This is a genomic window from Riemerella anatipestifer, assembly GCF_009663465.1.
Lineage (GTDB): Bacteria > Bacteroidota > Bacteroidia > Flavobacteriales > Weeksellaceae > Riemerella > Riemerella anatipestifer_C.
In genome coordinates this window covers 273069-290853 of sequence record NZ_QXHU01000004.1, presented here as the reverse complement: position 1 = coordinate 290853, position 17785 = coordinate 273069, and the positions used below count along the sequence as shown (strand labels likewise).

Here is a 17785-nt window from a genome sequence, read left to right as displayed (position 1 = left end):
TTTAATTGACCAAATGTTTTTGAAAAAATTTTTAAATATTTTTCTCAACATCGCTAAATACCCCTCGCAACGCACCTCTTTATCCTTAGGTTTATTACTACATAAGCATTTAAGCCCCCCTCAATCAATCTTACTCCTACTCTCTCTTATCGAGGCTGCAAAAATACATATGCATAAACTTATTCTCCAAATATTTTATACCCTTTTTTTACCTATTCTATATAATCGACTGATATACAAATTGAAAAATTTTGGAATATGTTTTAGACTAAAATAATTTGGACTATACATCTATTTCACATACATGGTAGTGACTACTTTTTAAGCTTCTCTATTGTAATTTCAGTCCTATGTTATTAAAACTAAGACTGAGTATAGTTTGCCAATGATTCTTTCAATTCGCTTTTGATAATATCTACAAAAGATTTTGGTTGTAGTACTTTTACCCTTCTACCATATGATAAAATTTCTTGCCAAAAATCGTAAGTAGGAACTAGAAATACACTGATGACGGTTTCTGTATCCGTTTCCTTTTCCACTTTTTGAGAATGATGTATAGGTAGTTTTTTAATATAACTACCTTGTTGCTTATCAAAAGAAAGAATTATTTTCTCGGGAGGCATTCCATTAGGCAACACAATACCGAAGGAATCTTTATAAAGATTTTCTATGTCTATAATTTCAGGAACAAATGAGGAGGAGGATACTTCTAAATCACTTATCCTATCTAAGCCATATGCCGTAATTTCTTTGGAAGTTTTACCATCGTTATAGGCTTGTCCTAAGACATACCAACGATATCTAAATTCTTTAAGAGCGTAAGGTTTTATTTTTTTCAGTTTGGGAATTTCATCATTATTCCATAAGCTATAATGTTTAAAACTGATGATTTTGTGCTTGTTAATTGCATTTAGTAAATCTTCAAGATTTTCGGTAATACCTCTAGGTGTACGATTTTCGAAGAGCAAAATATCCGCATTCTTTTTTGAGGAGCGGTACGCATTTAACAATAACAACGATTCAAAATATTCTTCTGGTTCTTCATCAGAAATAATATAGACTTTTTTATTTTTATCATAGATAATATTTATTCCTGACAATTTTTCAATTAGTTTTTTATCTCTGAGGAAAGTACGATTGGTAAAACTTAGTTCTAAATCTTCATTAACAAAGCGCTCGGATAAGTATTCAAAAATTTCTTGGTAAGAAGCTCCTCTATTTTTTCGTCTTTTCAAAAATTCTTCTATATGCTTTAGTCTAAATATTTGCTCAATTACCATAGTTGTTTTTTACAAAAATATACTTTTACTACGACAAAATACGGCATAGTGATATTTTAATGGTGTGACGGTCATCAATTGTCTTAACGAATATTTACCTTTGCTAAAAATTATATTATGAAAAACGAAATAAAGTTTCAGCCATTTGTTGGCAAGTCTTATCATAAAAACCCGTTTAAAATTTTAGTTTTAGGAGAAAGCCACTATTTTGGCGATGAAGATTTAAAAGCGTTTAATGAAGGGAATACTTCTAAAATCGGTGGTGTAACCCAAGAGGTGGTGCAGCGATTTATAGCCTATAAAAACGGTAGTGGCTCGTTTGAAACTTGGATGAATACTTTTACTAGATTTTCTAACCTGTTATCTGGGAAGAAGCTTGATGATTTGGAGACTGTGGAAGTATGGCAAAATTTAGCGTTTTATAATTTCGTGCAGTTCCCTATGGGCGGTCCTCGTGAAGCCCCAACCACAGAAGAGTTTATAAAAAGTGAGCCTGCTTTTAAAGAGGTATTAAAGAAACTACAACCTCATCTGATTATATTCTGGGGACACCGCTTATGGAATAATTTTCCTAAAAAGGCTTACTATAAAAAAGGTAATCTCCACTTATTATCTTATGAGTACGATTATCCCATTTTTGTAGTGCCACACCCAAGTAGCCAACCTAAAAATACTAATGAAAAGTATGAGGAACTAAAGGCGTATATGAAAATGTTATAAATTATTTTTCTCAACTTCTTGGATAATATCTTCAATATTTTTACCATTGAAACTCCAATGTTGATATAAATCTAATGCTCTTTCTGCTAAGCTATTAGAATAATCGGAATGATTGATAATTTGATACTCTTCTTTTAATTGTTTAGAGTCTGAGAAGTTAATATAGTTAGAACCTTTTTCCCACTGAATAGAGCCTTTTAGGCAATCTTTACGCCAACCCTTAGTGGCATCTCGGTAGATTTGGTATTGCCTGTTTTGGTAAAACTCCACAAAGAAGGTAAATAAAATATCTTGGTTAGGCTCTCTATCTAAAGGACCTATTTTTAAATAAACATTAGACTCTTTTATTCTACATTCTATATATAGTTTGTCGCCCTGTTTTTTGTAATCAATCTTTGTAATACTATTATCGTCATTGTTAAATATAGTGTTTTTAAAATGCTCCAAAAATGACTGTTTAAAGTCTTTTTGAATTAAATAAGGGATTACTTTTTCTTCAAGAAGATTTAGCTTACTCCTAATCTGTGGTTTTATTTCTCCACCTAAGCGCTAGTTCATTGATTATATTGAAAATCTTCTGCTGGATTAGTTTTGTAACCTCCGCATCTCTGCTATTGGTTTTATCTGGTTTTGCGTGCTCTGCAATATCTATAAGATTACTGAGTATAATATCCACCGTTTCGGGCTTCGTATACAGCACAACATCTCGTGAAACTAATTTAATGAGTTCATTGAGTTCCTCCAACTCCACCGTTCTATCGTCCCATATTTCCCAAAGTTTATTGATAAAAGTGTTAAATCTTTGGGATTTTTCCTCAAAAACTTTTACATTTCTTTCTTTATGTTCTTCGGCTTGGGTTTGCCCAATAAGTAAAAAATATGTTATTAAAGCGGTTATTACACCACCAAATAACACCCCTATCGTTTGGGTGGGCAGCTCTTCTAACTTTACAAGTTTGGTAACAATTAAAAGTACAAAAAATACTATAACATTGATAATTATGGCGGAAGTGATGTTGTTTTTGGAGCTCATAGTTTAAAGTATTAAGTCTTTCCTACAAGAAATACCCTCCTTTATAGGAAAGACTATAAATTTAAAGATTTTCTTTTAAGATTCTTATCTAGGATATTTTTTATTCATAAAATTCATCAGCTAAACTTTTATATTTTAAATAATCATTTGAAACTCTCTTTTCATAAATCCATTTTAAAACATATGTATAGCACATATCAACCAATGTAATACAAACAAAAAATATGAATATAAATAAACTGTAATCTTTGATATGTTGCCAAAGAGAAAATGTATTAGAACCTGATTTAAAAGGATTTTCAAAATAGGGAATTAAATCCATCAGTATCGTGATAATAGAGCTAAACATTCCTATTCCAAACAACAGAGATAAAGAAAATATTAATCCAGCAAACCATCCAGCCGATGTTTTTTTATCAATCTTTTTCTTCAATATCATATGTTTATTTTCACTTATTTCAACACTCCACCTTTCAATAAGCCCTCCTATCAAATCCGATTTCCCTATTAGATTCTGATATCTTTCAAACTTATCAAAAAGTTTTTCCAATGAACTAAAAAACCTCTGTTTTTCCTTTTTATTTTTTTTACTCTTCAAAAACCAATCTATTACTTTTTGGAAAAAACCTGAGTTGTGTCCTTTTTGCACAATACTATATGCTATTTTTCTTGTATTAAAAGATCTGCGTGCAAGTTGTGCTCCCTTACCTGCACCAGCGGCAGTGTAAGCAATAGCGAATTCAGCTGCTGTATTTGCTAATTCTTTTGCTGCTAACTCTAAGAGTCTTTCTCCTTCTTTTCTATTATTCTGTATTGCATATTCTAACCTAGCATCCAAAAAGAAAACATAATTATGAATCATAAGATGAGCCTGTTGAAGTATTTTATTCTTCTCCTGTTCATTGACAGCAAGACTCACAGAATCTTTTATATTTTTAAACAATAGGTCAAAAGAACTATCCACAAGTGTAGGTGAACTCACATAACGAATTACCTGAAGTTGAGCATTTAATGCTGCCGACAAAGACCCTGATGCTTCTCTCTGTAAATCATAAAGAAAACTTTCCATTTCCTCTATCGTTTCTATTTCTTTAGGAAGCATAGAGTTAGAAGGCTGTACCTCCTGCCCTTCATCTTGTTTTGAAAGTAAATTATTATTCATATATGTTATATATTTTTAAATTTACAAATATTTTTAGCTAATTTTTCCTTATCCTTTTCTGGTAATTTAAACAATTCTTTATTATTTTTATAATAATTTTTTGCTTCTTTAAGAAAAGTTTTTATCTCAGATTTATTGTTCTTCATAAATAAGTTAAGTTCCTTTCCAATTTCACTTAACTTAATAACTCCATCATTTTTGTTAGCAATTATAGTTAGATTTTTATTACTTCACCTCCACAATTTCAAAGTTAACAGAAATACTGAGTCCACTGAGTGCTGTACCAGCACCATATTTGGCATTAAATGCTTCTATTACCTCTTTTTGATTGGGTTTTCTAGATGCATTACGAATGACGATTTCCACACTCATTCCCTTTGCAATTTTGTTAACATCACGCTTTGCGATAACATTCCATAAATGTGTTGACATAATTATTTTATTTTAAAAGTTGGTTTATTTATTTTTTTACAATTTCACAATTTCCAAAAACTCTTTAGGTATAGTTCCGTTTAGAGTGTTTTTACCATACTTTGCATTCAGTGCATTTCTGATATCTTCCTGCATCGGGATTTGGCTATTGTTTTGGAAGAGCAACTCTATCCACATACCCGAGGCTACGGTTCCATACTTTTTCTTTACTGTAACACGCCATAATACTGCCATAATCTTATTTTTTTATTGGTTTTGCTGAAAACAAAAAGGACACAGCACTTGCTTTTGTCCATATTATTCGGTTGGGTTCTGGTAAACCTGAGATGAAAATAGGAAAAAACAGCCTGCGTCCCTATAAAAGGGAGCAATCACGCCTTCGCCCATTATACTTCATCTTTTGTTTAAATGTACCAGATTTAACCGAATGAAATAATGGTAAGCACCTTATGCTCTATATATCGTTTTAATTATTATCTTTTCATAATTATCTTATGTTTTCACAACAAAGATAATATTTATTTTAAAACAGACCTATATACGCAGGCTAAAATCCTATATATCTGCAATATTACTACTTTATATCGTCAAAATATGTCGTTTTGTTTTTTATTTTAAGTACAAATCCTTTTTTAATCGTTCAAAAAAAGCCCGATGACCACCTCACCGAGCTCAAAAGAGTTTATCCTATTTATAAATTTAAAATTTTACTTTCTTGCAAAAAGCAACAACACTTTAGTATATACATAATAAGCTAGCACCAAGCCTATAGTATCTGCTAAAAGGTCTAGCCACTCAGCAGAACGCCCAAGTGCCATAACTTGCTGAAAAATTTCGGTAAGAATAGCGTAAGCAACAAGGATAAAATAGTAGGCATACACACTAGCTTTGGGATATGCCCAACGAAATAAAAAGCCTAACACAAAAAACATACTAAAATGAACTACTTTATCTATCCCTTGAAATAGGAACCAATAGTCCTTGTGTTCTCCCACAGGTTTGAGAAGAACATAAGTAAGTAATGCCCAATAAATGGGCATTACTATTTTTACAATATGATGGTATTTTTTAACCAATGACTTCTAGGTATTGTTCAGAAGACAATAACTCAGACTGATCTACGCCTTCTGAAATTTCTAGTTTTATAATCCAACCTTTTCCGTAAGGGTCTGTGTTTACCAATATAATATAACCTAAATGCTTTTTTCTATCAATTTGAGCATAGGAAAAAAACGTGCCATCTGAACCTGAATGTTCTGAAATTTCTTGAGTTTTATCTTGATAATTACTCCAACCTATAGAATAGTCTTTTTTGGAAGTGTGTAAGTATTGATAAGTTTCAGGAGTTAAAATATTTCTTTCCCCAGAAAGTCCCTTTATATTTAATTGTATAAACTTGGAATAATTGTGAATATTCATACTTAAATCTCCCGCAGGTTCTGCTAAACTCAAATCATAATCGACATTTGGTAAAACTTCAACTTGGTTTCCACCTTCTAACCAATGCCCTAAAGGTTGATTTTTAGCATTTCTACTAGGCCAACCCAACCGAAAATCTATCTCTAATTTTGTTTTTAACACTTCTTCTATCAGTTGTTCCCAAGACTTTCCAGAAACTTTTTCAAGCATCATTGCCGCAATACTATACCCTGCGTTTGAGTAATTGTAAGTATTTTTGTTTTCTATCGGAGAGAGCCTTAAAACATATTCTCCAAATTTGGTTCTTTTCTGTTGTTTAGTTCCTTTAAATTTAGGAAGTTTACTATACTCCTCTCCACTAGTAAAAGGCTGAACATTAGCTCTATGGCATAATAAATCTTCTAAAGTTATACTGTGATACTTGACATTTGAACTCTTTTTAAACTTTGGAAATAAATCAAAAAACTTGGTTTTCCATTTTATTTTACCTTGTTCTACCAAATATGCAGAAATAAACCCCGTAATAGCTTTAGTATTAGAACCTAGATGAAATAAATCTTCAAAGGAAGCATTGGGTTTTCCTTTCTTTTCAGTAACTCTGTGATGCCCCCTTACTTTTTGCACCAATATAGTATCTTTCGTTACAACAGCGAACGCCATTTCGGGAATATCGTATTTTGTCATAATACTATCCGCCTGTCCTTCTAAATTTTGAGCTAAAAAACTTTCAAAAAATAAAATCAGGGCAATAAATATAATTCTCCACATACTATTGATACTTTGAACAAATATAGAAAACCTTTAATTAAAAAGAAAAACCATAGCCCTAAGACTACGGTTTTATCTTCCTCAACTTTAATTATTACACTCTATATTTATCTATGCTTCGCAACTAGAACAAGTTACAAAGTTTACCATCAATTCTTTGGATACGGACGAACTTCTCTGATAGTAAAGAGTTTTAATGCCTTTCTTCCACGCCTCTATCATCAAGAAGTTAACATCTTTTACTGGCATTGTGGACGGAATTTGCAAGTTCAAAGATTGAGCTTGGTCTATATACTGCTGTCTTTGAGCCGCTTGACTGATAATTTCCATAGGAGAAATTTCTTTGAAAGTCTTGAAAACAGCTTTTTCCTCTTCCGTAAGCCCATCTAAATGTTGTACAGAACCATGATTAAGCATAATGTTTCTCCATGTTTCCTCGTTTTCTAGACCTTTCTCTTCCAGCAGTTTTTTAAGGTATTTATTTTTTCTCATAAAATTACCTTTAGCCAAACCTGCTTTATAATAATTTGATGCAAAAGGCTCTATCCCTGGAGAAGTTTGTCCTAAAATAGCCGAACTAGAAGTCGTAGGTGCGATTGCCATCAGCGTGGTATTTCTCATACCGTAACCTTTAAGCAATTCTGGTTCGCCATAAATATTAGCCAATTCTTTAGAAGCTGCTTCCGCTTGCTCTCTGATGTGTTTGAACGCTCTAGCATTGAATTGAGTTGCTTCAAAACTCTCAAAAGGAATCATATTTTTCTGCAAATATGAATGATATCCTAAAACACCTAGCCCCAAAGCCCTGTGTTTCATTGCAAAATTTCTAGCTCCTTGTAGATAATAGTTACCTTCCGTTTTTTCTATAAATTCAGACAATACTGCATCTAAGAAATAAATTGCCAACTTAACCGCATTAGTATCCTTCCACTCATCATAAAGTTCCAAATTCATAGAAGAAAGACAACATATAAATGATTCATCTTGTGTAGATGGCAACATAATTTCTGAACAAAGGTTACTCGCATTAACCAACAACCCCTTATCTTTATAAACTTGAGGTTTATTTCTGTTGACATTATCGGTAAAGAAAATATACGGCAAACCTTTCTGTTGCCTACTTTCTAAAACTTTAGCCCAAATCTTCCTCTTATCAATGTCTCCATCTATCATATCTTGCATCCAATAATCTGGTACGCAAACTCCCGTAAATAGGTTTTGAATAGGACTGCCAATGTCTTTTATCGTTAAAAACTCCTCTATATCTCCGTGGTCTATATCCAAATAAGCTGCAAAAGCCCCTCTTCTTACACCTCCTTGAGAAACCACATCCATAGCCGTATCAAACAACTTCATAAAAGAAACCGCCCCAGATGACTTACCGTTATCCGTAACCGCCGTCCCTCTATGACGAAGCTCCCCAAAATAACCAGAAGTACCACCACCTATTTTGGTTTGCATAATAACTTCTCCCATTTTGTGGGTAATCCCCTCAATACTATCTGGAATATGAACATTGAAACAAGAAATTGGAAGACCTCTCTGTGTCCCCATATTTGCCCATACAGGAGACGAAAAGCTAATCCAACCTTTTACAATCATTTCCTCAAAGGCTGGTTGCAACTCTGGCTTATAAAGTCTTTTAGCTGCGGCTGTGGTAATCCTTTTAATAGCTCCATGCACCGTTTCTCCTTTCAGAAGATAACCTCTATTGAGCATTTGTTCAGACTCCTCATTCAGCCACCATATATCTTGTAATTCTTCCATTTTGTTTTTCTTGTTTATATTTTATTTTGTTTTAGATTATAAAAACTTTTCTAAAACAAGTCATTAGCGGTAATACTCTTATCGTGTTTTGTATAGTCCACAGGTCTTTTGGCAAAGAAATCGTCTAACGAATTAGCAAAAACCTCTTCCTCAAACCATACCATTGGCTTATACTCTTCCTCTGTAATATTAAACATAGAAGCCATACCAATTCTTTTCAAACTATCGTCTATACGATATTTCATAAAACTTAAAAGTTGTTTTTTTGATAAATGGTCTAAATCTCCCATCTCAAAAATCCAATCTAATATTTCTGACTCTAGTTCCACCGAAGTTCTAACAATATTATAAATAGCCTCTATATCTTCCTCTTGAAGAAGCTCAGGCTGTTCTTCTCTTATTTTGTTGATGATATAAATCCCCGCATTGGCATGAATTTGCTCATCTACAGAAGTCCACGCAATAATGTTGGACACATTTTTCATATACCCCTTAAACCTCGTAAAGGAGAGAATAATGGCGAATTGAGAGAACAATGATACATTTTCTATTAAAATACTGAATAACAACAAAGAAGATACATATTCTTTAGGCGTTGAAGAATTTGAGTTCCTCAACACATCGGTCAGAAAATCTATCCTTTTTCTAATAGCAGGATTTTCGATTACATTAAGAAACTCATTATTATATCCTAAAACTTCAAGCAGCCTTGAATACGCTTCAGAATGTCTAAATTCACACTCCGCAAAGGTTGCTCCTAATCCGTTAAACTCAGGCTTAGGGAGATGATTATAAAGATTACCCCAAAAGGTCTTTACAGACACCTCAATCTGAGCAATTGCTAACAAAGCATTCTTAACTGCATTTTTCTCATGAGGCTCTAGCTGCGAATGAAAGTCTTGTATATCCGCCGTAAAATCTACCTCTGAATGTACCCAAAAAGACTTATTAATCGCCTCTATATACTGCATTACTTCTGGATACTCAAAAGGTTTGTAGTTTATTCTTTTCTCAAAAATCCCCATAATAATTGTTTATTCAGTTTTTTTAACTCTTAGTTATTTCTAACAAAGAATAGAATTATATAACAATCTAAAAATCAATATATTGATTACACAAAGACTTAACAAAGTCCTTTCTACAAAAATAGAAAATGAAAGCCTAAAAATGAAACGAAATATGGATAGATTATTTAATCTTTTGGATTCTAATCATATAAGTTTTCCACAATCCCTTATACTCCTATAGATGAGGATAAAATGAGTAATAAGACTGTCAAAATTAAACATCTTAAACAAAACCTTTATTAACAAAATAATTAAAACTAAACGCTCTCTAATCATCTAAACCTAAAACCAAAATACTTATCTGATTATCCCTTCCTTTTAGTAGCTCCCAAACTGCTTTACTCATTGTGTTTCCTGTGGTATATACATCATCTATAAGCAAGATATGTTTACCTTCTACTTTCTCATCTACAGAAAACATATTTTGTATTTTCTCCCTATCCAACTTTTGTTTTAGAGCCTGAGGCTTAGAATAGAAGTTTCTCTTAAGAAGATGGTGAGAATAAAATATCCCCTGTAGCTGAGATAGCGTCTTTGTAAACAAATGCAACTGATTGTAACCTCTTTCTCTTTGCTTTTTAGAATGAAGCGGTATGCTGGTTAATATATCTATCCCTTGATAAGACAAATCTATATTTTCAGAAACCCAATGGGCTAACACCTTACCCACTCGCTCCATAGAATGATATTTTAAGGAATGTATAATATCTTGAGAAAGCTCTTTTTTCTCATATTTCATCAAACTAAAAGCCTTATTTACTGGAAATTTAAGAATAACTTTTTGATAAAAACTCCCTTTCCCTCCAAAATCATTGTACGTAAAATTGATATGAGATTTACAAGCCCAGCACACGATTTCCTCAGAAGGAATAATAAGATTACACTTTAGGCATCTATTTGGTAGAAAAAAATCTAAAAACATAGTTCCTAGCTTAATACCACAAATATAATACTTACCTAAATATACTCAACAAAAAAAATCTCATAGCAATGCTATGAGATTTCACTCAGAGGTTCCGAGCGGATTCGAACCGCTGTACAAGGTTTTGCAGACCTCTGCCTAGCCGCTCGGCCACGGAACCATTTTTTATGGTGTGCAAATATAGGTATTTTTTTATATAACCAAGAAATTTATCTAAAAATTTTTTCTATTTTTTTCTTTATTAAAGACACAATATTTATGAATAATATTAAAAAACAAAAAGTAACCCAAACTGCATCTCTTAGCCCTTCTCTCTTATAAAGCCTGATTTGTTTTTCTGCAATATTGGAAAGTTTAGCGCTTTGGTTAAGGTAATTATTAGCTTCGATATAAAGGTCTTCATTTTTATTTCCCACTATATGTTGTGTAAAATAAACCATTTTTTTTCCAGAAAACGCAACCAACCAAAATTCATCTGTATCCTTCATTCCCAAATGGCACACACGATAATGCTCAGAACGAATATCTTCTAAATGCGCAATATTATACCCCTTATCCAAAACTTCCAAACTATAGAAATCTAGTGTTTGTGGATGTTTATTAACCAACTGAATAGCAATACTTCCTCCAACAGGATTAGGATAAATTTTATTAAAAATCCAGTATCCAAAAAAAAGTACTCCTACAACAGTAATTATTTTTCGATATATCTTTAACCTATTTATCCTCACCAAAGAAATCAACAACAGTATAAAAAGAACAAACGACAGTGTTTCCATCAACCAAACATTTAATAAAAATCTTTAACGGACAAATATATGAATTCTTAATTATTCCAATAAATTCCACTCGCGATAGAAAGTTTCTAAAAAGTTTAGCATAAACTGATGTCTTTTTTCTGCAATCCTTTTGCCTTCAGCAGTTTGCATTAAATCTTTTAGAAGTAATAATTTTTCATAAAAATGGTTAATTGTAGTTCCTTCCGATTTTTTATATTTCTCCTTATCAAAGATTTTTTCAGGTAATAACTCAGGGTTGTACATTAGGTTATTTTTATACCCTCCAAAATTGAACGCTCTTGCCACACCTATCGCTCCGATAGCATCTAGCCTATCTGCATCTTGCACAATTTTAAACTCTATAGGTAATTCTTTCGGCTGATTTTCTTTATTTTTAAAGGAAAGATGTTTGATAATAAATAAAACTTCATCAATGATTTCTTCCGAAACACCTTCCTTAGTTAAAAAATCTCTTGATATTTGCAGCGCTAAAGTTTCGTCTCCATTGTAGAATTTAGGGTCAGCTATATCATGCAACAAAGCCGCAAGATTTACTACCTCTTCATTCGCCTCTTTTTCGGTACTTAAAATTTTTTGGGAAAGTTTCCAAACTCTTTCTATATGAAACCAATCGTGTCCAGCCTCTGCTCCTTCTAATTTATTTTTTACAAATTCCTTTGCATTGTCAATAAGTGTACTCATTATATTATTATAAATTTATTCGTAGCTGATTTACTCATAAAGAAAACAAAAAGTTCCTCATTTTAAATAGAGGAACTTCTTTCTTTCATTTTACTTTTTACTCGTATTACCCCACGAGAAGGTTTATTGTATTAAACAACACCTTGTGCTAACATAGCTTCTGCTACTTTAACAAACCCAGCGATGTTTGCTCCTTTCACATAGTTTACATAACCATTTTCCTCTTTTCCGTAATCTCTACATACTTTATGTATACCTATCATAATTTCTTTTAATCTAGCGTCTACTTCTTCAGAAGTCCAATTAAGACGGATAGAGTTTTGAGTCATCTCTAATCCAGAAGTAGCCACACCACCAGCGTTAGACGCTTTACCTGGAGAGAAAAGAACTTTATTATCTATAAAGTGATTAATCGCATCTAATGTAGAAGGCATATTAGCTGCTTCAGTAACACAAATACAACCATTTTCTACTAATTTTTTAGCATCTTCCAAATCTAACTCGTTCTGAGTAGCAGAAGGAATAGCCACATCGCATTTCACCTCCCAAGGACGCTTACCTGCGTGGAACTCCGCCTCTGGATATTTTTTAACATAATCCTCTGCACGGTTGTTTCCGCTCGCTCTAAGTTCTAGTAAGAAATCTATTTTTTCACCAGTGATACCGTCTTTATCATAAACATATCCATCTGGACCAGAAATAGTAACCGCCTTACCTCCTAGTTGGTCAATTTTCTTAATTACTCCCCAAGCCACATTTCCAAATCCTGAAACCGTAAATGTTTTACCTTTAACTTCCTCACCTATCGTTCTTAGCATTTGCTCTGCAAAGTAAACCACTCCATACCCTGTAGCCTCTGGACGAATTAAAGAACCACCATAAGCTAATCCTTTACCAGTAAGTACTCCTGTAAATTCGTTTCTTATCTTTTTATATTGACCGAAAAGGTAACCTATCTCACGAGCTCCCACACCTATATCTCCCGCAGGAACATCGGTTTGAGGCCCAATATGTTTACAAAGCTCTGTCATAAATGCTTGGCAGAATCTCATAATTTCCATATCCGACTTCCCTTGCGGGTCAAAATCAGAACCTCCTTTACCTCCACCCATAGGAAGTGTGGTTAAAGAGTTTTTGAACACTTGTTCAAACGCTAAAAATTTAAGTACTGAAAGATTTACCGTTGGGTGAAATCTAATTCCTCCTTTATAAGGTCCGATAGCAGAATTCATTTGAATCCTAAACCCTCTATTTACCTGTATTTCTCCTTTGTCATCTACCCAAGGAACTCTAAAGATAATTGTCCTTTCTGGCTCTACCATTCTTTCCAGAAGTTTTTTACCTCTATATTCTTCTTTGGTAGCGATGAATGGGATTACAGTAACAGCCACCTCTTTCACAGCTTGTAAAAATTCTGGCTCATTAGGATTTTTAGCCTCTACATTTGCTATAAATTCTTGAATTTTTTGTTCTACATTATATTGTTCCATAGCGTTTAATTGATGCCAACAAAGATAACTTTTTTTTGATATTACACAAATCCGATTTTTATTTTTATTAAAACCTACATAAACCAAAGACATTAGCATCAAAATATCAATTAAAATCAATTTTAATTAAAAAAACGACACGATTATGCCCAAAATATCAATTTTAAAAAAGTAATTTTTCAACTAAATGACAGAATATTTCCTCCCAGAATTTGCTCTTATCAACCCCAATAATTCTAATTCTAACAAAACTGGAAACACTTTAGAAATGGGTTGATTTAATTTTTCTGACAAGTCATCTAAAGAAATATCATTACCTCCTTTAATAGCATCATAAATAGGTTTTTGAACAGGAGTTAAAGCAACATCAACTAAAGGAAAAAACTCCAAAACTTTAGAAGTATTATCCAAATCTAGGTCTTTTAGCAAACCTTTAATAGAAGATATGATTTTAGCTTTATTTTGAAAAATAAGATGATTGCAGCCTTGGCTATACTTATCAGTAAGACGCCCCGCAAGAGCATACACTTCTCTATTATACTGATTAGCAAAACTCGCCGTGCTAATAGAGCCTCCTGCATAAGCAGACTCTACCACAATCGTATTAGCCGAAAGCCCTGCCACAATACGATTTCTTTGCAAAAAATGTTCTCTATCTGGCTTTTCATCAGAGCAGAATTCAGAAAACAAAGCTCCCCCATCTCTTAATATTTCTTCGGCAAGAATTTTATGTTTAGAAGGATAAACAATGTGTAAACCGTGTGCTAAAACCGCTGAAGTTTTTATATTGTTTTTTAAAGCCTCTTGATGAGCTATTCCGTCTGTACCTAAAGCTAAACCACTAATGACTTGAATATTTTTATCTTTAAACTGAACAATTAAATCCTCCAAAAACGACTTACCGTAAGCAGTAGCATTTCTCGTCCCAACGATACTAATATTATTAGCGGTATCGTCATAATCTCCTTTTTGAAAAAGAATAGCAGGAGCATCATAACATTCACCTAAAAGACGAGGAAGCTGATTAAGATGTCGTAAGTGGATTTTTATCTCATTTTTAATGCAGAACTCAATTTCCTTTTCGGCAAGTTTTAAAAGATTCTTATCTCCAATACTTGAGGCTATTTGTTTACCTATCCCCGATATTTTTCTTAGTTCCGATTGAGACAAACTCCAAACCTCCTTAGCAGAACCAACTTCGCCCACTAAATTTGCAAATGTAACATCTCCCACCAATGGACTTCGCCGTAAAGCAATAGAATATAAAATTTCTTCTGCATTTACCATAACTATCGCCTTGCCATTTCCATCTTGTAAGCCATTAAATTGGCAATATTAGCCGCTTTGTATTTGGCTGTTTCTGCCATAGAACCTTCGTAGAGTTCATCAATAGTTTCTGTCCAAAGTTTTAACCAATGTTCAAAGTGATGTTTTTCCATAGGAACCAAATCATTGATGGGAAAGTGGGCACCCATTGGATTTCCTTTATAGGATACTTTGCTAAACAATAGTGTCTCCCAAAAGGCATACATTTTTGGCAAATGCTCGTTCCAGTTTACTTTTGCAACCTCGTTAAAGAAAAAGCCTATGGTAGCGTCTTTCTCAACCTTATCATAAAAACGATTGACCAATACTTCTATATCCTGACGATTTTCTAGTGTTTTCATAAAAGATAATCTATTTTACCCTATCTGGATTTTGTTTTATAAAACTCTCCCACCCTGAATAATTTTTACTCGTTGCCAATTTGCCTGAATTAAAATGATGACAAACCGCCACTGCTAGTCCATCAGACGCATCTAAATATTTGGTAGGAAACTCCTTAAGTTTAAGTAAATTTTGCAACATTCCTGCCACTTGTTCTTTGCTTGCGTTACCATTGCCTGTAATCGCCATTTTTATTTTTTTGGGAGAATACTCAGTAATAGGAATATCTCTATATAGACTTGCCGCCATAGCCACCCCTTGTGCCCGCCCCAACTTCAGCATACTCTGCACATTTTTCCCGTAGAAAGGAGCTTCTAGTGCCACTTCGTCTGGATGAAACTCGTCTATAAGCGATAGAGTTCTCTCAAAAATATACTTCAATTTAGTTTCGTGGTTAGGGTATTTTTTTAAAATCAACTCGTTAATGGAAACCAATTCCATCTTCTGATTTAACACAGAAATAATACCAAAACCCATTACACTAGTACCAGGGTCTATACCCAGTATAATCTTCTCCACTTTCACAGGGTAAAAATACAGATTAAAATCTATGGTTCAAAATCCAATGGTAAAAGCTCCGAAAGATTACTTCTTGCCCACCCTTCCTCAAATACAAGTTCACTAGGATTGGAATAATTACCATCTGAATAAACTTCAAAGCTAAGCCCTCTACAATCTAATATGTTATTTTTGGATACAGGCATTTCTGTTTTTTGTATTTGTTTTTTGTGCACTGTATAGAAATACTTTTTATAATTAACTCCAAGTAAATCCTTAAACTCCAAAAAAACTCTATTTTCACTATTTTTCCTAAATTTATCTGATAATATATTTCTTTCTATTATAGCAGAGTAGAACATAGGTTCTTCTTCCTTCCTTCTTGCAATATCTTCTATATGAGGAGGGTATTTATTAAATACAATGACTGAATCTTTGGAAATCTTTTTCCTAAAATCATCAATATAAGTGCGATAAACTTTCAGTTCTTCCAACGATGGATATTTTTCATTACGCTTCCTTATAATCCAATCCACAGAAAAACCCTCTTCAGATAATCTGTCTTGATAAAGAGCTCTGAAAAAATGTAAGGAACTACCATAGTAAGCATTAAGCCTTTCTGTTTGCCACTTTAATTGCTTATGAGAAGAGCCTTTCATAGGACTAAAAAAAGAAGTTCCAAGATACTTCAGACTATTATCGGAAAGGTTCAGTTCAAATTCCAACAAGTTATAATTTACAACATATCCCAATTTTTCGTTACTAATAATAAGAGGTGCTTTTGCACGAGCCTTAAGGATATGCTCCTCTCTATCGTATGCCAATTGTATATCCTTCGGGTTTTTAACATAAACCATCGCCCTATCATACCCCAAGAGAGTATTAAGAAACTTTTCGATATAACGCTTGTACGCCTTATCTGTGTATGCCAATAGTTTGACCTCCGGAATTTCCGTTTCTTTTTCTAATTTAATTTCTAATGCTTGGCTATATAATCCTTCAATCGGTATTATTTTTGAGGAAAACCCTTTTTTTTCAACGATAAGGTTTCCTGTCTTCGCCTTCACATCTGACAAGTAAAATTTCCCATCTTGATTAGATTGCGTTTTATATTGAGTTCCATCTATATAAATCACAGCCCCTGACAATGGGGTTTCTCGAAAATCCTTAATGTAACCTTTTATACTTTGAGCGTTTATTAAAGTAATTCTCAATAAAACTAACAGCAAAATTACTCTCATAGAAATAAACTTTAGATTATGGTTAATTTTATTTAATACTCTCAACATTCATCACTCGATTATCATTCTTAATGTACTTGAAAATAAAACTACTTTTAACATTATCTATTACATCTAACTTTGATATTTTTTTAAGTATAAATTCTTCGTAATGATGCAGGTCTTTCAACAAAAGTTTTACAATGGCATCATAATCTCCCGAAACAAAAGCCACTTCTGTAACTTCTTCAAAAGATAAAATCTCTGTCTTAAACTTTTCAAATATTTCTTCCTGATGTTTTATGAGTTTAATCTGTAGATAGGTAGTAAAACCATACCCCAACTTTTCGGCATCTACTATAGCAGTGTATCCTTTGATGTAGCCACTAGCCTCCATCTTTCTTATCCTATCATGCACAGGTGTTACCGACAAACTTACTTTAGCCGCTATTTCTTTCACACTTTGGCTACTATCTTTAACCAATTCCCTAAGGATACTAAAATCAACTTGATCTAACTTCATTATTTTTTTCGGTTTTATTCAGCAAATATACAAAGTAAAAGAAAAATAAACTAAAAAATATAATAAAAACAAATTTAATATCTTTTATTGAACAATAATTAGGTTTTTTATTTCGATATAATATAATTTTGCAGTGTAAATAATCAGTTACAATAATGTTATACAACACTATCAATAAAAACCATCACCTATTTCTTTTTATCATGACCATGATGAAGAGAAAACAAACGGCATTATTTGTGTGAGAAGTTTTTAGTTGATAATATTTCAGTTCCGACGGAAGGCTTTAAACACAA

At 32.9% G+C, this 17785-nt stretch carries 22 protein-coding genes and 1 tRNA gene; 2 read left to right on the top strand and 21 right to left on the bottom strand.

Going from position 1 to position 17785, the window contains the following annotated elements:
- Window positions 1-362: 362 nt before the first annotated feature.
- Window positions 363-1280, bottom strand: a complete 918-nt coding sequence (locus D1003_RS07620) for a YafY family protein (RefSeq protein ID WP_153936332.1) — start codon at window positions 1278-1280, stop codon at window positions 363-365.
- A 117-nt stretch (window positions 1281-1397) separates the two neighbouring features.
- Here D1003_RS07620 and D1003_RS07615 point away from each other — a divergent pair, with 117 nt between their 5' ends.
- Window positions 1398-2000 (top strand): uracil-DNA glycosylase family protein, encoded by a 603-nt coding sequence (locus tag D1003_RS07615; protein WP_153936331.1) that lies wholly within the window; start codon window positions 1398-1400, stop codon window positions 1998-2000.
- Here the strand turns inward: D1003_RS07615 and D1003_RS11285 are convergent.
- The 10 genes from D1003_RS11285 to D1003_RS07570 form a co-directional block, all read right to left on the bottom strand.
- Window positions 1995-2447: a hypothetical protein gene (locus D1003_RS11285; protein WP_260393361.1), complete on the bottom strand. Its 453-nt coding sequence runs from the start codon at window positions 2445-2447 to the stop codon at window positions 1995-1997. The genes D1003_RS07615 and D1003_RS11285 overlap by 6 nt on opposite strands.
- 70 nt (window positions 2448-2517) lie before the next feature.
- The gene (locus D1003_RS11280; RefSeq protein WP_260393360.1) at window positions 2518-3033 is read right to left on the bottom strand and encodes a hypothetical protein; all 516 of its coding nucleotides are present in this window, start codon (window positions 3031-3033) and stop codon (window positions 2518-2520) included.
- A gap of 100 nt (window positions 3034-3133) precedes the next feature.
- Complete coding sequence (locus D1003_RS07605) at window positions 3134-4195, bottom strand: hypothetical protein (RefSeq protein ID WP_052911673.1); 1062 nt, start codon at window positions 4193-4195, stop codon at window positions 3134-3136.
- 5 nt (window positions 4196-4200) lie between these two features.
- Window positions 4201-4341, bottom strand: coding sequence for a hypothetical protein (locus D1003_RS07600; protein ID WP_153936330.1), 141 nt, complete (start codon window positions 4339-4341; stop codon window positions 4201-4203).
- 79 nt (window positions 4342-4420) lie between these two features.
- Entirely contained in the window at window positions 4421-4627 is a 207-nt protein-coding gene (locus D1003_RS07595) for a peptidase (RefSeq protein ID WP_153936329.1), read from the bottom strand.
- Window positions 4628-4663: 36 nt separating this feature from the next.
- Window positions 4664-4861 carry a hypothetical protein gene (locus D1003_RS07590; RefSeq protein WP_004916839.1) on the bottom strand — a complete coding sequence of 66 codons (198 nt, stop codon included), beginning with the start codon at window positions 4859-4861 and terminating at the stop codon, window positions 4664-4666.
- Window positions 4862-5334: 473 nt separating this feature from the next.
- Complete coding sequence (locus D1003_RS07585) at window positions 5335-5667, bottom strand: VanZ family protein (RefSeq protein ID WP_153936328.1); 333 nt, start codon at window positions 5665-5667, stop codon at window positions 5335-5337.
- A 28-nt stretch (window positions 5668-5695) separates the two neighbouring features.
- Complete coding sequence (locus D1003_RS07580) at window positions 5696-6730, bottom strand: serine hydrolase (RefSeq protein WP_260393363.1); 1035 nt, start codon at window positions 6728-6730, stop codon at window positions 5696-5698.
- Window positions 6731-6925: 195 nt separating this feature from the next.
- On the bottom strand, window positions 6926-8581 hold the full coding sequence (locus D1003_RS07575; RefSeq protein ID WP_153936326.1) for a ribonucleoside-diphosphate reductase subunit alpha: 1656 nt from the start codon (window positions 8579-8581) through the stop codon (window positions 6926-6928).
- A 50-nt stretch (window positions 8582-8631) separates the two neighbouring features.
- On the bottom strand, window positions 8632-9606 hold the full coding sequence (locus tag D1003_RS07570; RefSeq protein ID WP_153936325.1) for a ribonucleotide-diphosphate reductase subunit beta: 975 nt from the start codon (window positions 9604-9606) through the stop codon (window positions 8632-8634).
- A gap of 82 nt (window positions 9607-9688) precedes the next feature.
- Between D1003_RS07570 and D1003_RS11095 the strand changes: the two genes are divergently transcribed.
- Window positions 9689-9829: a hypothetical protein gene (locus tag D1003_RS11095; protein ID WP_221410923.1), complete on the top strand. Its 141-nt coding sequence runs from the start codon at window positions 9689-9691 to the stop codon at window positions 9827-9829.
- A gap of 87 nt (window positions 9830-9916) precedes the next feature.
- Here the strand turns inward: D1003_RS11095 and D1003_RS07565 are convergent, their stop codons facing one another.
- The 10 genes from D1003_RS07565 to D1003_RS07520 all read right to left on the bottom strand — a co-directional run bounded on the left by D1003_RS07565 (window position 9917) and on the right by D1003_RS07520 (window position 17489).
- Window positions 9917-10570, bottom strand: a complete 654-nt coding sequence (locus D1003_RS07565; RefSeq protein WP_079206959.1) for a ComF family protein — start codon at window positions 10568-10570, stop codon at window positions 9917-9919.
- Between the two features lie 89 nt (window positions 10571-10659).
- A tRNA-Cys gene (locus D1003_RS07560) sits at window positions 10660-10730 on the bottom strand.
- Between the two features lie 49 nt (window positions 10731-10779).
- Complete coding sequence (locus tag D1003_RS07555; RefSeq protein WP_153936324.1) at window positions 10780-11349, bottom strand: hypothetical protein; 570 nt, start codon at window positions 11347-11349, stop codon at window positions 10780-10782.
- 51 nt (window positions 11350-11400) lie between these two features.
- Window positions 11401-12051, bottom strand: a complete 651-nt coding sequence (locus tag D1003_RS07550) for an HD domain-containing protein (protein WP_153936323.1) — start codon at window positions 12049-12051, stop codon at window positions 11401-11403.
- Window positions 12052-12182: 131 nt separating this feature from the next.
- Window positions 12183-13541 carry an NADP-specific glutamate dehydrogenase gene (gdhA, locus tag D1003_RS07545; protein WP_014938006.1) on the bottom strand — a complete coding sequence of 453 codons (1359 nt, stop codon included), beginning with the start codon at window positions 13539-13541 and terminating at the stop codon, window positions 12183-12185.
- A 183-nt stretch (window positions 13542-13724) separates the two neighbouring features.
- On the bottom strand, window positions 13725-14828 hold the full coding sequence (gene dprA, locus D1003_RS07540; RefSeq protein WP_153936322.1) for a DNA-processing protein DprA: 1104 nt from the start codon (window positions 14826-14828) through the stop codon (window positions 13725-13727).
- Window positions 14829-14830: 2 nt separating this feature from the next.
- Window positions 14831-15208 (bottom strand): group III truncated hemoglobin, encoded by a 378-nt coding sequence (locus D1003_RS07535; RefSeq protein WP_153936321.1) that lies wholly within the window; start codon window positions 15206-15208, stop codon window positions 14831-14833.
- Between the two features lie 10 nt (window positions 15209-15218).
- Window positions 15219-15773, bottom strand: coding sequence for a crossover junction endodeoxyribonuclease RuvC (gene ruvC, locus D1003_RS07530; RefSeq protein ID WP_004918088.1), 555 nt, complete (start codon window positions 15771-15773; stop codon window positions 15219-15221).
- Between the two features lie 23 nt (window positions 15774-15796).
- Window positions 15797-16987, bottom strand: coding sequence for a carboxypeptidase-like regulatory domain-containing protein (locus D1003_RS07525; RefSeq protein WP_153936320.1), 1191 nt, complete (start codon window positions 16985-16987; stop codon window positions 15797-15799).
- 28 nt (window positions 16988-17015) lie between these two features.
- Window positions 17016-17489: an Lrp/AsnC family transcriptional regulator gene (locus tag D1003_RS07520; protein WP_004918092.1), complete on the bottom strand. Its 474-nt coding sequence runs from the start codon at window positions 17487-17489 to the stop codon at window positions 17016-17018.
- Window positions 17490-17785 lie beyond the last annotated feature (296 nt).

What these genes read in the sequence shown, in the direction of transcription:
- D1003_RS07585 (WP_153936328.1), bottom strand. Translation starts at nt 5,667, where the DNA reads ATGCCCATTTATTGGGCATTACTTACTTATGTTCTTCTCAAACCTGTG.
- D1003_RS07520 (WP_004918092.1), bottom strand. Translation starts at nt 17,489, where the DNA reads ATGAAGTTAGATCAAGTTGATTTTAGTATCCTTAGGGAATTGGTTAAA.
- dprA (WP_153936322.1), bottom strand. Translation starts at nt 14,828, where the DNA reads ATGGTAAATGCAGAAGAAATTTTATATTCTATTGCTTTACGGCGAAGT.
- D1003_RS07605 (WP_052911673.1), bottom strand. Translation starts at nt 4,195, where the DNA reads ATGAATAATAATTTACTTTCAAAACAAGATGAAGGGCAGGAGGTACAG.
- D1003_RS07595 (WP_153936329.1), bottom strand. Translation starts at nt 4,627, where the DNA reads ATGTCAACACATTTATGGAATGTTATCGCAAAGCGTGATGTTAACAAA.
- D1003_RS07570 (WP_153936325.1), bottom strand. Translation starts at nt 9,606, where the DNA reads ATGGGGATTTTTGAGAAAAGAATAAACTACAAACCTTTTGAGTATCCA.
- D1003_RS07565 (WP_079206959.1), bottom strand. Translation starts at nt 10,570, where the DNA reads ATGTTTTTAGATTTTTTTCTACCAAATAGATGCCTAAAGTGTAATCTT.
- D1003_RS07620 (WP_153936332.1), bottom strand. Translation starts at nt 1,280, where the DNA reads ATGGTAATTGAGCAAATATTTAGACTAAAGCATATAGAAGAATTTTTG.
- D1003_RS11280 (WP_260393360.1), bottom strand. Translation starts at nt 3,033, where the DNA reads ATGAGCTCCAAAAACAACATCACTTCCGCCATAATTATCAATGTTATA.
- D1003_RS07555 (WP_153936324.1), bottom strand. Translation starts at nt 11,349, where the DNA reads ATGGAAACACTGTCGTTTGTTCTTTTTATACTGTTGTTGATTTCTTTG.
- D1003_RS07590 (WP_004916839.1), bottom strand. Translation starts at nt 4,861, where the DNA reads ATGGCAGTATTATGGCGTGTTACAGTAAAGAAAAAGTATGGAACCGTA.
- gdhA (WP_014938006.1), bottom strand. Translation starts at nt 13,541, where the DNA reads ATGGAACAATATAATGTAGAACAAAAAATTCAAGAATTTATAGCAAAT.
- D1003_RS07550 (WP_153936323.1), bottom strand. Translation starts at nt 12,051, where the DNA reads ATGAGTACACTTATTGACAATGCAAAGGAATTTGTAAAAAATAAATTA.
- D1003_RS07525 (WP_153936320.1), bottom strand. Translation starts at nt 16,987, where the DNA reads ATGAGAGTAATTTTGCTGTTAGTTTTATTGAGAATTACTTTAATAAAC.
- D1003_RS07600 (WP_153936330.1), bottom strand. Translation starts at nt 4,341, where the DNA reads ATGAAGAACAATAAATCTGAGATAAAAACTTTTCTTAAAGAAGCAAAA.
- D1003_RS07535 (WP_153936321.1), bottom strand. Translation starts at nt 15,208, where the DNA reads ATGAAAACACTAGAAAATCGTCAGGATATAGAAGTATTGGTCAATCGT.
- D1003_RS07575 (WP_153936326.1), bottom strand. Translation starts at nt 8,581, where the DNA reads ATGGAAGAATTACAAGATATATGGTGGCTGAATGAGGAGTCTGAACAA.
- D1003_RS07580 (WP_260393363.1), bottom strand. Translation starts at nt 6,730, where the DNA reads ATGACAAAATACGATATTCCCGAAATGGCGTTCGCTGTTGTAACGAAA.
- D1003_RS07615 (WP_153936331.1), top strand. Translation starts at nt 1,398, where the DNA reads ATGAAAAACGAAATAAAGTTTCAGCCATTTGTTGGCAAGTCTTATCAT.